General features: G+C 42.8%; 11 protein-coding genes and 1 pseudogene. 6 read left to right on the forward strand and 6 right to left on the reverse strand.

The window, feature by feature from the left end:
• Positions 1-25 precede the first annotated feature (25 nt).
• The 4 genes from N4A56_RS13115 to N4A56_RS13130 all read left to right on the forward strand — a co-directional run bounded on the left by N4A56_RS13115 (position 26) and on the right by N4A56_RS13130 (position 6,507).
• The gene (locus N4A56_RS13115; RefSeq protein ID WP_293667722.1) at positions 26-418 is read left to right on the forward strand and encodes a rhodanese-related (seleno)protein; all 393 of its coding nucleotides are present in this window, start codon (positions 26-28) and stop codon (positions 416-418) included.
• Between the two features lie 509 nt (positions 419-927).
• Positions 928-2,886, forward strand: coding sequence for a hypothetical protein (locus tag N4A56_RS13120; protein ID WP_295547905.1), 1,959 nt, complete (start codon positions 928-930; stop codon positions 2,884-2,886).
• A 59-nt stretch (positions 2,887-2,945) separates the two neighbouring features.
• The gene (locus N4A56_RS13125) at positions 2,946-5,144 is read left to right on the forward strand and encodes a type I secretion system permease/ATPase (RefSeq protein WP_295547907.1); all 2,199 of its coding nucleotides are present in this window, start codon (positions 2,946-2,948) and stop codon (positions 5,142-5,144) included.
• On the forward strand, positions 5,137-6,507 hold the full coding sequence (locus tag N4A56_RS13130; protein WP_295547909.1) for an HlyD family type I secretion periplasmic adaptor subunit: 1,371 nt from the start codon (positions 5,137-5,139) through the stop codon (positions 6,505-6,507). The genes N4A56_RS13125 and N4A56_RS13130 overlap by 8 nt, the downstream gene beginning before the upstream one ends.
• Positions 6,508-6,869: 362 nt before the next feature.
• Here N4A56_RS13130 and N4A56_RS13135 read toward each other — a convergent pair.
• From N4A56_RS13135 to N4A56_RS13155, 5 genes and pseudogenes are all read right to left on the reverse strand, one after another.
• Positions 6,870-7,979 (reverse strand): annotated as a pseudogene (locus N4A56_RS13135) (IS3 family transposase).
• Between the two features lie 62 nt (positions 7,980-8,041).
• Positions 8,042-9,379 carry a hypothetical protein gene (locus N4A56_RS13140; RefSeq protein WP_295547912.1) on the reverse strand — a complete coding sequence of 446 codons (1,338 nt, stop codon included), beginning with the start codon at positions 9,377-9,379 and terminating at the stop codon, positions 8,042-8,044.
• Entirely contained in the window at positions 9,367-9,870 is a 504-nt protein-coding gene (locus N4A56_RS13145) for a hypothetical protein (protein WP_295547914.1), read from the reverse strand. Before N4A56_RS13145 ends, N4A56_RS13140 begins: the two co-directional genes overlap by 13 nt.
• Positions 9,870-10,148: a hypothetical protein gene (locus tag N4A56_RS13150; protein WP_295547915.1), complete on the reverse strand. Its 279-nt coding sequence runs from the start codon at positions 10,146-10,148 to the stop codon at positions 9,870-9,872. Before N4A56_RS13150 ends, N4A56_RS13145 begins: the two co-directional genes overlap by 1 nt.
• A gap of 12 nt (positions 10,149-10,160) precedes the next feature.
• Positions 10,161-10,310, reverse strand: a complete 150-nt coding sequence (locus N4A56_RS13155) for a hypothetical protein (RefSeq protein ID WP_295547917.1) — start codon at positions 10,308-10,310, stop codon at positions 10,161-10,163.
• Positions 10,311-10,753: 443 nt separating this feature from the next.
• Between N4A56_RS13155 and N4A56_RS13160 the strand changes: the two genes are divergently transcribed.
• Both N4A56_RS13160 and N4A56_RS13165 read left to right on the forward strand, forming a co-directional pair.
• Complete coding sequence (locus N4A56_RS13160; RefSeq protein ID WP_295547918.1) at positions 10,754-11,845, forward strand: hypothetical protein; 1,092 nt, start codon at positions 10,754-10,756, stop codon at positions 11,843-11,845.
• Between the two features lie 52 nt (positions 11,846-11,897).
• A complete protein-coding gene (locus tag N4A56_RS13165; protein WP_295547919.1) occupies positions 11,898-12,932 on the forward strand; it encodes a hypothetical protein in 1,035 nt (344 codons plus the stop codon).
• A gap of 201 nt (positions 12,933-13,133) precedes the next feature.
• Here the strand turns inward: N4A56_RS13165 and N4A56_RS13170 are convergent, their stop codons facing one another.
• Positions 13,134-13,334 carry a helix-turn-helix domain-containing protein gene (locus N4A56_RS13170; protein ID WP_295546476.1) on the reverse strand — a complete coding sequence of 67 codons (201 nt, stop codon included), beginning with the start codon at positions 13,332-13,334 and terminating at the stop codon, positions 13,134-13,136.
• Positions 13,335-13,395: the final 61 nt, after the last annotated feature.

Raw genomic sequence — 13,395 nt, forward strand, 5'->3', positions numbered from 1 at the left:
CCAAAATATTCATGGAGAATGTACTATGAAACCAATTAAACTAATCACTTTGGTCATGATGCTCTTGGCACTAGCAGCCACGGCATTTGCTGCAGACGTTCAAAGCATAAGCAAGGACACGTTAAAGGCAAATATGGGTTCCTACATCATTGTCGATGTTCGCACTGGCTCTGATTGGAAAGGAAGTGAATTTAAAATACGAGGAGCAGTTCGTCCTAGCGGCGATATTGTAAGTTTTGCCAAAAGCCAAGGCTGGGCAAAAAATGCAAAGATAGTCTTGTATTGCGCTTGACCTAACGAATTTACAAGCGTCCGTGAGGCGCAAAAATTGGTCAATGCAGGCTACATGAATGTTTTTGCTCTAAAAGGCGGCTGGAAGGACTGGTCTAGAAGCCGATACCCTACTCAAGAGAAGTAGAGTTCCTCTATAAAATATGACGAAAAGCGATAGGCATGTGCCTATCGCTTTTCTTTTACCTTTCTTGTCCATACTCTTTGCTCATTTTTTCAAGGCAACATTTAGTAACTATCTTGAATGTAGGCTACAGTTACTCGAACTAATCAAAAAATTATGCCGACTGAAGCATAAAAAATAACTCTATATTAGACAATAAATGATTCTATTTTGATAGCAATAATAAGTTACAGCGAAGACTAAAAACGTCAAGCGAACGAAGATTTATCACAAATGAAGCTCTTGGCATTTTAATCTGACTCTTATTTTTTTTTTTACCAAAAAGCTTTTCCTTTTTTACAGTAAGCACACACTAACAATATTGTATTCATAAATTAAACCTTATCATTCTTTAATCTCTTACTTGAAAACAAAAAAAAACTATCATTCTTCCTATGTTATCAATCGGATTTGCCAAAAAATAGAAATTTGGCATATATGTCGCCAGAACATATTTATAAAAGGAGACTGTTATGGGCTATCATCTATACCCTAGACACTTGTTAGAAAATTTTTCAATCGAAGTATACAACCCCAATAGAGATCCAGACAACCCCAAGGGAAACATTGGGGACTTCCGTATGATAGAGCACCTTTCAGAAAAAACGCATGAAGTTTTTGATAACAATCCTGCAACTAGTCAGCATCATGGAGCATCGATTATAGAGGGGGACACTCCTGGATACAATTTTACAAACTCATTACCCGATAAAGTATATCCAAATGACGGAGGACTTGTTGATAGAATCACATTACCGTGGGGGCAAGTTGTTGAATTACACTGGCCTTCGACAGGGGCTCCGCGACCTGCTTATTCAGAAATGCTCGCTGCATTCGGTCTGGACTTTGACCCGTCAATCAACCTTGGCCCCGTCATTTACGATAAACAGTATGGCTCCTCTAATAAACGCTCTACTGTAGACATCCTGCATGGTGGGGTCGGCAATGACATGCTGTACGGAAGAACTAATGATGATTTTCTTTATGGCGATGAAGACATGGACTACCTAAATGGTGGAACCGGTAACGACCACCTTTATGGAGGCTCCGGACACGACAAGCTCGAAGGTGGTGCAGGCGCAGACGTCATAGACGGTGGTGAAGGAAGTGACACTGTTTCATATGCTTCTTCAAGCGCAGCAGTAATAGTAGATCTATCTACTGGAACTGCAACAGGTGGAGATGCTACAGGCGACACTCTCGTCAGCATTGAACATGTTGAAGGTGCAATGGGCGGAAGCACTATCACTGGCGACGATGGGAGCAATATTCTTTCCGGTGCTAAACGTAGTGACCTGTATGAAGGTTCATTCTACTCTGAATTTTATGAAGCGCTGTTTACGGACCTCACAAGGGAGCAATTCTACAAATTACCCGATGATCATATATTCAAAAAAAATGCAATCGCTAATGCAATCGCTAAAATCGACAACTACTACATCAGAGACAGTACATTTGCTGATGTAATGTACGGTGGCAAAGGCGCTGACATCCTCAACGGATACGACGGGAACGACAAACTCTATGGCGGCGAGGGTGAGGACGTCCTCAACGGCGGCATCGGTGCAGACATTCTTGACGGCGGCGCTGATCGCGATGGTGTAACTTACAAAGAATCTGCTGGAGCAGTTCTGGTTAACCTGCAAGATAATATCGGCAAGGGCTTCGACGCAGAAGGTGACACATTTACCAGCATCGAAGACATTGAGGGCTCCGCGCACAATGACCAGCTTATCGGTAACGATGTCAGCAACCGACTTTTCGGCCGTGACGGCAATGACGTCATCTTCGGTGGGGGCGGAAACGATTACCTCATAGGTGACAACGGTGATGATCTTCTCATCGGGGGCACTGGTGCAGACTATTTTGACGGTGGCGCAGACAAAGACGCTGTATCGTATAAAAATGCCACTGGGGGCGTCGTTGTGAACCTGCAAAGTAAAACAGGCCAGCAGAATGATGCCCAAGGCGATACCTATACTAATATTGAAAATGCTGAAGGTTCCAACTTTGCAGATACTCTTATTGGTGACGCTGGGGCCAACACCCTTGTCGGCTTAAATGGAAATGATTTCTTGGATGGCGGGCAAGGCGAAAACAAATTGTTTGGTGGTCTTGGCGACGATGCCTACTTTATCCGTTCGGGATATCAGTACAACTTTGTTTATGAAAACGCCGGAGAGGGCAACGATGATGCTCGTTTCCTTGACAGAACCACCAGTGAGATCAGTTTGCTTGCAAAGTACAATGGTGACGACCTGATTGTTGGCTTTAATAACAACACAGAACTGGTTCACTTTGTAGATTGGTATGCTTCCGACGGTTCTTACACTGTTGAAAAATTCTACTTCAACGACGGCTCTGGAAACTATGTAACAGCAACTGCAGAAGCATTGGCTGCTGCTGCAACAGAAATTACTACATCTGCATAATAACCTTATACAACCTCCCGCTGCTTTTGAACTGCGGGAGGTTTAATAAAAGCACCACGATGACAGCACAATCTAATTCCGCTCAAGTTCCGACAGATCGTAATCGACCACTGCACTCCGGTTTAAAATGCCTGGCTTTTATTGCGCAATTTCACCGCATTCCTGCTACCTATACGTCTTTGCTGCATGAACATGGCACAGCAAAAGCCGAGCACAGTGACTATGAAATTGCTCGAGCAGCTAAGAGCTCGAAATTAAAAGCTAAAATAAAAAAGCTAACACCATCACTTGATGGTCTTGAAAAGCTACCTAAACCAGCAATGCTAAAATGTTGCGATGGCAAATGGGTAGTTTTTGGCGGGGTAAAAGAAAAAGGGTTACTTATACTTAATCCAGATAATAGTCAGCCAGAGGTGGTACAATTTGAAAATTTTTCGAAAGATTGGTCCGGAACTGTAATTTTGCTCGCAAGGAAAAGTTGCATTCCGGAAAGCCTGCAGCAATTTAACATCAGCTGGTTCATTCCATCACTCAAGAAATACAAAAAACTTTTTGGTGAAGTTCTACTTGCATCATTTTTTATCCAATTATTCGGCTTGGTTACCCCGCTATTCTTTCAGGTAGTCGTGGACAAAGTGCTGGTGCACAAGGGCATAACAACACTTGATGTTATTGCCATCGGCTTTTTAGGTATTTCTATTTTTGAAGTGGTACTTGGCGGGCTACGAACATGGCTTTTTTCCCACACAGCATATCGGGCAGATGTGGTGCTTGGGGCAAGATTATTTAATCACCTAATAAAACTACCTGCTTCATATTTTAATTCACGTAGAGTCGGTGATTCTGTTGCGCGCATTCGCGAACTTGAAACAATCCGAAGATTCCTGACTGGTTCAAGTCTTACACTTGTAATGGACTTATTCTTCACCGTTATCTTTTTTTTTGTAATGTATTCCTATTCCCCACTGCTTACGGGAGTTGTTGCAGGCATTATCCCGTTTTACATTATACTCTCCGCAATCGTTACCCCTCTGCTCCGTAAATTACTGGATGAAAAATTTTTACGGGGAGCAGAAAATCAGGCATTTCTAGTTGAATCCATAACAGGCATACAGGCAGTAAAATCTATGGCTGTTGAGCCACAATTTCAAAACAACTGGGAAGAAAAACTCGCCATTTATGTCCGTTCTGCCTTCAAAGCAGACAATTTAGGAAACATTACCGTGCAGTTGACCCAATTTCTATCCAAACTGACAACTCTTTTAATTATCTGGGTTGGCGCCCATAGTGTAATATCAAACACTATTTCAGTAGGCCAACTTGTAGCCTTTAACATGATGGCAGGCAGAATCACAGCTCCTATTTTAAGACTCGCCCAACTTTGGCAAGATTTTCAACAGGCTGGAATTTCGCTTAAGCGACTCGGCGACATCTTGAATATTCCAACTGAAGAATGTGGTAAATCTTCATATATCCCCCCGGAAATCCAGGGAAGTGTGCGTTTTGACAACGTATCTTTCCGTTATAGAGGCGATACGCCATTCGTTCTGAAAAAATTAAATCTCAAGGTGAAAAAAAATGAATCTATCGGAATAGTAGGCAGATCAGGTTCCGGCAAAAGCACACTTACCAACCTCCTCCAACGGCTCCATCTTCCCGAAGAAGGAAGAATTTTTGTCGATGGGCATGATATCAATCACGTAAACACTTCATGGCTCCGGCGACAAATCGGGGTTGTTCTACAAGAAAACATTCTCTTCAACCGTACTGTTTACGAGAACATTGCGCTTTGCGACCCTGCTGCACCAATCCAGCATGTTATTCAAGCTGCGAAACTTGCCGGGGCACATGAATTTATTGGCACCCTACCTGAAGGATACGAGACGGTAGTCGGAGAACAAGGCTGCACCCTTTCTGGTGGTCAACGGCAACGTATCGCCATTGCGCGGGCACTGTTGACAAAACCACGAATATTAATTCTGGATGAAGCCACAAGCGCGCTGGACTATGAATCTGAACATATTATTCAGAAAAACATGAACGCAATTGGGCATGGCAGGACAGTTTTTGTCATTGCACACAGGCTCAGCACTGTTATGAACTGCGACCGCGTTATTGTAATTGATAAAGGAAACATTATTGAAGAAGGCACGCATACGTCTTTGCTGCAATCTGGCGGATACTATGCAAAGCTATGGGCATATCAGAGCAGCAATCATAATGATCAAAGACAAGTGCAAGAGGTGGTAAATGCATAACTTTCCATTTTCACTATTTAAAAAATCTAACTCAAAAAGCGACCTTGATTTCCTCCCTGCAGCTCTTGAGGTTATTGAAACACCAGCCTCCCCTATAGGCCGAGCGCTGTTGTGGACCATCATGCTTTGTGTCTGCTTCATAACCTGCTGGGCATGTATCGGCAAAACCAATGTTGTAGCAGTTGCCGTAGGTAAGGTTATTCCTGTGGATCAAGTAAAAACCATTAACCTGTTAGAAGATGGTGTCATAAAAAGAATTTTTGTTAAAGAAGGACAAATTGTTGAAAAAGGCACGCCACTTATTGAGATAGATAGTACGTTAGCCCAACTGGACATAGAAACTCTGGGGCAGGATCAGCTCAACTTACAGTTTGAACTTGCAAAAGCGCAGTGCCTTTTAAAATGGATATCAGATCTGAAAAAAAAACCAGCCTTCATTCCGCCACAAAATACCGCTGCATCCACCTCTAAATTAATTGAAATATATGCAAATCAAACAAAAAAAGAAGCAAATAGCCTTCGTTTTCAACTTAAAAGACTCACGAGCAGGAAAGAGAAGCTTATTGCTCAACACAAAGCAGAAGAACACCGACTGGCGAAGCTGGAACAAACCTTATCCATAGCAACCAAGTGGTCAAAAACTATGAAAACTCTTTATAGTCAAGGCCTTGGTTCTGAATACGACTGGCTTCAAAAAGAACAGCAGCGCATCATCAATTACGAAGATTTAAACTCATGTATGCAAAAATTAAAAGAAATCACTGCAAGTCTACAGGAAGTTGCTGCACAAAGAAAACAACTTGTAACTGATTTTACAAAAAATTTATTGGCTACTGAAACTGCAATTCTGTCTAAGATTGATGATATCTCTACTCAAACACAAAAAGCAGAAAAAATTAAAACATTCCAGAGCATAACCGCACCAGTATCTGGTAAAATTCAGCAACTTGCAGTACACACCGTAGGAGGGGTCATTCTCTCCGGCGCACCTATCATGATCATAGTCCCGAGCAATCCGAAACTTGAGATAGAAGCATTTATCAATAACAGCGATATAGGCTTTGTCCATGAAGGGCAGTCAGCAGAAATTAAACTGGAAGCATTCCCCTACAACGAGTTTGGCACACTACACGGGGAAGTTCGGTCTATTTCAGAAAATGCTATTGAAGAACCTAACAAAGGGTTCAGATACGCTACACGTATCAAATTGAACAAAAAGTACTTAACCGCTGGCTCTAAAAAATTAAAACTCATGCCAGGCATGGTAGCAACCGCTGAAGTGAATTTACGGGAACGAAGACTGATTCAATATTTTTTATCACCTTTGCTCAAATATAAACACGAAAGTTTTAAAGAAAAGTAGATAGCATTCGAAACAATTTATAAGCCAGCAACAATTTGTACTTTTGACACTTTAGTTAGCTAGAGGCCCTCACTATGCAAATCCTAAACTTAGATTATGATACAGCCACTCAAATATTTTTAGCGAAAAAATCATCTTTTACCATAACTGAAAAGGCTTCTGCCAACTAGATTTTAATTCAACAGAAATAATTGAAGACAATGTAGCGATTTCTGAAGAGGGCTACACGCTTAAGTGTAAGAGTTCTGACTTGATCTGACATTTCCTCTTGAAAAATAAGAGGTTCTCCCTTTTGATGAATAATCAGAAGACCTTCAAAAACTGGAAAACACGCCCAAAAGGGACCTGTAAATCTCACTTGATTAGTTCCACCCGTAAGTAGAGATTTGGTAGGGAGAGTGGGCTTCAAGGTATTCGGCAGGAGTAAGGTTGCCGAGGGACTCATGAGGCCGTTCTGCATTGTATTCTTTCAGCCACTGTTCCGTTTGCTCTTTTACTTCGGTCAAAGTTGAAAACAAGTAAAAATCAAGAACCTCAGTGCGATAGGTTCGGTTGAACCGTTCGATGTACGAATTTTGAGTCGGCTTTCCAGGTTGAATGTGTTCAAGATGTATCCCTTTCTGTTCTGCCCAATTGATCATTGCCATAGACACTAGTTCTGGCCCGTTGTCCATTCTGATCTTTTCAGGGAGTCCTCTCCACGCAACAATGCGATCCAGCACCCGTAATACTCTGGCCGTAGGCATGTTGGTATCGACTTCAGTGGCTAAGCATTACGACTAAAGTCATCGATGATGTTGAAAGTCCGGAACCTCTGCCCACTCATTAACGCGTCGTACATAAAATCTACAGACCAACAACAGTTCGCTTCAGGTAGCACAGCAAGGCGTTCAGGGTTGCGGGAGGGTAGGCGTTTCTTGCCTTTCCTTCGTAGATTCATTTTCAACATGCAGTACACACGATAAACGCGCTTATGATTCCAACGATGTCCCTTTCGGCGCACATGCTGAAATAATTTGGGGAAACCATAAATCGGATATCGTTCAGCCAGTTGAAGCAGCAACTCAATGACAGCCGAATCGTCTCTCGGGTTTGCTTTATAGGCGTAGACAGAACGGCTTTGCTTCAATGCTGCACATGAACGTCGAATGCTTAGGCCGTGGGCCTGATGCATAAACGTGATCAATTCACGCTTCTCAGCTGGCTCTAAAGCTTTTTTGCAAGACATCCTTGAGTGCCTCGTTTTCAAGGCTCAAATCAGCAAACATTCGCTTCAAGCGTGTGTTCTCAGCTTCTAGGTCACGCAATCGGCGAATGTCAGACGCTTCCATCCCGCCATATTTTGATTTCCATTTGTAGTAGGTGGCTTGGCTTGCAGAGTGTTCGAGACAAACTTCAGCTACCTTTCTGCCGCCTTCAACTTCTTTAAGAATCCGAATTATCTGACTTTCAGTGAATCTAGATTTCCGCATCGGTTCTATCTCCTTGATAAGATGAAGATTAACGAAAATCTCTACTTTCGGCTGATTTAATTTTACGGGAGATTTACATTTTCAAAACATCCCCGCTCTTCATTCCATTTCTTGCGGTAATGACGCAGCGCTTTAAGTCCTTCCGCACAGTTAGATTTGTCAAACACGCAGGAAGGCAAAATATTTCGTACTGACTGAATCCCGTCTTCAACAGAAACAGACGGGCAAATGGTGAACTTGATACCCAGCTCCAGCGCAGACTCGTAACGAGACTTTGCCTTGTTGCCGATCTCACGTACACGAATGTCATGTGGTGCTATGTGCTGGTCGTAGCGGTAACCGTACTTTTCGGAGAACTCCTCAAGCACTTTGGCGTAGTGGTCCAAACCTTCACCGCTGTTCTCGTAGTAGTTGATGTACCTGCGTTGTCCTTGCGGGCTGTACTGGAAGAACCAGAGAGGCGTGGTATCGCCCACACCCAAGTCCCACGAGGTATGCACTTTCAAAAGTGGTTCAAACGGCACATCGCATACACGCCCTTGCGCCTCTGCCTGCGCCATATGCTTGCCGTAGTACGCACCCTCTACTGTCTGTGCGAACGCTTCTTCCGGTGTGGTCGGGTACTCGCGCTTCATGTCTTCTTTTAAATTATTTTCCATCACGGAGTACCAAGCCTTCTGTTCCGGCGAAAACCTGAAACCGAGCTTGCCTTCCATCTCCGTAAAATAAGCGTGCTGTTCTGCTGTCAGCGTTACAGACTTTGCAGGCAACACGTAATCAGCACGTTGATACCAGGGGAAAAAATGAAACTTGAAATCTAGGTTGGTCAGCGCATCACCCATACGCTCTTTACGTTGCGCCTCGTCGCAGGTATCGAAAAACAAACCGTGATCGCCTTCCGCTGTTGACTCAAAGATAACAATGCCATCAACCGGCACAGTCGGCAGCGCACCTGTTTTGACTTCCTTGGCACGCTGCGGAAAACGGGCAGCAATAGAAGAGTTGTTGTTAAGCAACAATTCCTGTGCATTCTCAGCCTGCGGTTGTAACCCCGGAACCGTGAGCAAGGAGGAAGGAAGATGCTTGTACGCATACAGAACTTTGTCGCGATAAATTTTTTTTACGTCATCTAGAGTTTGCGCGATGATACCCGCACGGGTGTTGGAGTTGAACAGGCATAGATCAAGCGCAAAGATACAAGCAAAGGTTGTCATACCAAGCTGGCGCGCTTTTAAAATGACGTTGCGATAGTGCATGTGGCTCACAAACCAAGTTTGCTCTGCATTCAATTGAAACCGCACGCTGTCACCGTTCTTGTCGATAATTCTGTACAGGTTATTTAGCCGCCAGATACGGTTGCTAAGGTTCCGCTTCATGTCGTGGTAGATTACGCTTGGCATGAAGACTCCTCAGGCTCAGAAAACAGTTCGCTTGATGCCAGCTTCCTGCTGTTACCGTCCAGATTAGCGATAAGATCGGAGAGTTCACCACCGCCCTGCTGCTGTGTGCGTCCTTGTCTGCGTTCTGCCAGTTCAACAATAAGCTTTGCCGCACTAGGGCTAGACTGCACATGCTTACGGACGCGCTTGGTTTCCTGCATGACAATTTGTCCCGTCTTTGAATCCTTCACCGCCTCCTGTGTGACTTCCGTGTAACTGTAGCCTTTTACCAGCTTGGTAAGTGCCTTATGTGCTTCAGTTACAGCGTACTCTTCATATCCACCCCGGCATGCCTCGTCGAATTCAGGATACTTTTGCCGCCATTCCCACACAGTAGTTTTGCTTACGCCAAACAGCTTACCCAGCTTACCATTTGAAAAGCCTCCTATGGCGCAGGCTTCCCTAGCCTGTTTCACATAGCTCTTGCGATATGCGGTCTTGCGGCCTGCCATTACTTTTCCTTTTTTGTGGTGAGAATACGGTAGATGTCGTCAATGCGCTTGTTCTGGTACTTCACAGCTTCCTCGATGCGCACAACAGAACTCACCTTCCGGCTGATAGCTTTAATCTCTTGAGCGTTGGCACTAGCCTGCGCCTCCACTTCTACAATGCGGCTGTAGAACGCGAAGGCACAGACTGCGACCACAGCCAAGCTTTTCAAGATAGTAAGGATTGTCGGAACATTGATGGTTTTATCAATGCACCAAGAGGAGGACGAACATTCTTTCATTTAGCTACCCAATTATTTGGTGGTTCTCTGTTCATCCTTGCGGAACGAACCAAGAGAAGAGCCAAGGTAGTAATTCACAACAGCACCAACAGGACCACCTAAAACTGTACCGAGAATAGGCGCAGCTTTTGCGACTATCGAGCCAACATCTTTCCAATCCATACACATACCCCACTGATAAAATTCCTTTGTTCAGAATGACAGACACCAAGAAGGAGAAATGCCGTCATTCTGAAAAAGAGCGGGTGTTGTCCGGTGTTGAAAAGCATGGAGGTCAGAACAGACCCAAAAACAACAGTTCCAACCGCCCGACAATCACACGGACAATCACCCCGAATGAGTAGCCATTATAGCATGGGGTTTTGAGGATGTTCAGTCAGGGGCGGGTGAGAAAGGCTAGGGAAGGGTGTGGAGTAGTTGACAGGTTTTTCAAATAAAAACGCCTTGGTGGGGACCCAAGGCGAAAAAATAAATAACTCTCGCGCAGAGTTCTGGTGATAAAGGGATTTGCTAAAATCTTACATAGCTAGTGAACGCCGATTTACAATATCAAAACTTAATAATAGATACAGGCAATTGCGTTACAACTAACTTTGGAGTTCACAATGTATACTGCTGCGACACTGATTACCGATGAAACTGATACCCTGAGAATTACAGATTTAGCAGACCAACTCGAAAAACTAGCTAAAGAATACACAATCGGTTCAGAAACCACTGACCTCGTCATCGTAGAGCTCATGAGCAAATCGCTACGTTCTGATAGTGGTAAAAAAGTCTATACGCCACTAGAGACCCCTTTAAACTTCCTCTTCATAGAGCTAGCAAACCACATAGCAGCGCTCACCAACCTTAGTTTCGGAGAAAAGCGTAAAGCCGAATCTAAAGTCAATCACCTTGCTATAAAATGCTTGCTTTTATTCCGTGCTCGAATGTTTTTTGATGTGACAGAGCTGGATGAATCCGAAAAAGCCCTTCTCCCTTACTCTATGAAGCTTCCCGATAACCTCACAGATAACGACCTACTGCTTTGGTTCACAATAGAAACAACAATCACAGAACTCAAACATCAAGATCTTACTAAAGAAATTCAGCTTACAGCTAGCGAAGCAAAAGAAACATTACGCACTATCCATGAAGAAAGAGAAAAATTTCTCGATATAGCTGGGAGCCACACACAAAAGTTTAGCAGAATGCTTGATAAGCATACTCAAAGTATTGGAGACGAATTTGAAGACTACAAAAAGCAAAAGAAAAAGGAGCAATATATTGCTTTTATTTGCTGTTTCATGAGCATTTCTGGACTTTTGTTCTTTGGAAATAAAGCAATGATTTCTCATTACGATCTAATTAGTAAACTAATAAAGAATAATAAAGAAATTACCTACACAATGATATTAGCTAGTAACTGGGTAAATATTTTTGTTGAATTTCTCTTGTTCTATGTCTTTCGTATCACTCTACAAAACTACTATGCAGCAAGAGATGAAGCTTTACAGCTAGGTTTAAGAGAAACAGTTTGTAGATTTTTACCTATCTATAGAGAATTTGTTAAAGATAAAAATTGTGACTTTAATGATTTTTCAAAGCTCATATTTAGTCCATTAAGCTCAAGATTAGGTACCACTCCAAAAATTACTGACCCAATAACAGAACTTGCTTCTGCTATTTCTTCGTTCAAAAATAAGAATAAATAATATTAAGTAAAAATATCGTATCTCTGATTAATGCATATAAGGGGAATGAAAAATGGATTGGAATATTTTCTTCAGTACTGTTAGCCAAACGTCCGGTGCTATTATCGGTATTTTTGCAGCATTTTTAATTACGCGAATTATAGCAAGCCAAACAGAATTTAATCAACATAAAGAAAGACTTGTCGAACTACTTCAGGACTCCAAAAAACTCGCAAATGAAGTCAATGCACGAAGTTTTTCATGGTACAATAAAGTAGTTGCAAAAGATCAGCTCGAAGAACTTATAGAAGAGCTTTACGAATATGGCAGCAACATGGTTGCTACAGACTACTATGATAAACTGAATTTTTCGCCCTTCCAAAATAAACAAGATGCTCTTCAGCAAATTGAGGATGCTCTCTCAAAAGAAAACGAAAAACGTCAAAGAGAGCTTGAAGCGCAAGCTGCTTTAAAAAAAAGAGAGCTTGAAGCGCAAGCTGCTTTAAAAAAGAGTCACATTAACGTTGGCGACATGCTGGAGTATGGCCTAGCCATGCATGGACAAGCTATTCTTGCTCAACCAGTCATTACCCCCCATAGGATTAAGTCATTAAACAAATTACTTGATAACAGAGACACAGAGCTATCACGCATACATAAACTTTTTATCCCTCTATCCCACCAGGTTGATAAGAATTCTGATTTCCTGAAATCTATAAAAAAGGGGAATGAAACGTCTGTTCTCATTAATGCGTCATTACTAGCTATTACACTTTTATTTTTTGTAGGCGTTGTATACCCACTTAGCCTCTTACCTTACCATGAAACTACTAGTGTTACCTTTAACTTAACATCTTTTTGGGCAACGCTAGCTTCATCAAAGGGAGCAATTCTTTTTCTCATCTCACTTATCTTCACGGGATTAATGAGTATTTTTTTCTACACTAATCTCACTCTAAAATACGATGCTACGCAAATAAAGAAACTAGAAAAGTACTCCACCCAATCAGGCTATTCAGAGTACTTAGAAAATTACTATAACAATATGAAAGATAGCGCTGAGCAACAATCAGCTTCTGAACCAGATAGTTTCGAGAAGGCATCATAGCCTGCCAGTTTTCGATAACTTTTATTTCTGCCTTACCAGCCACCCCGTCAAAGAATTTACTTCAGCCCCGTAGGTGCGCCTGTCCTTGTAGATCGGCGCACCTTGTTCATGCCATTTCTTCACTGTCCTGCGACTCCGACCAAACTCTTTGCATATCTGCTCTAAGCTCTTCAAAACCTTTGGCGCTACTACCGTCATCCTCTACCCCTCCACACCTAGTACTTCTCGCTCGTCTAAAAACTTTTCCAATGCCGCCTGCCGGATGCGATACATAGGCTTTGCAGCAGTACCGATATTACTTGCGCGTAGCTCCCCCCTGCGAATAAGCCTGCGAACCACTTCTACCTGAATTCCTAAAACAGCAGCTACGTCTTTCACGGTCAGCGTTGTAGTTACACTCATGCTCTCTCTCCTATGCTGAAGCTGCGAACCGCCCCGCGTAAATGTTCATTCCTGAATGAAA

It is taken from the genome of Halodesulfovibrio sp. (genome assembly GCF_025210605.1).
In the GTDB taxonomy this organism is placed as follows: domain Bacteria; phylum Desulfobacterota; class Desulfovibrionia; order Desulfovibrionales; family Desulfovibrionaceae; genus Halodesulfovibrio.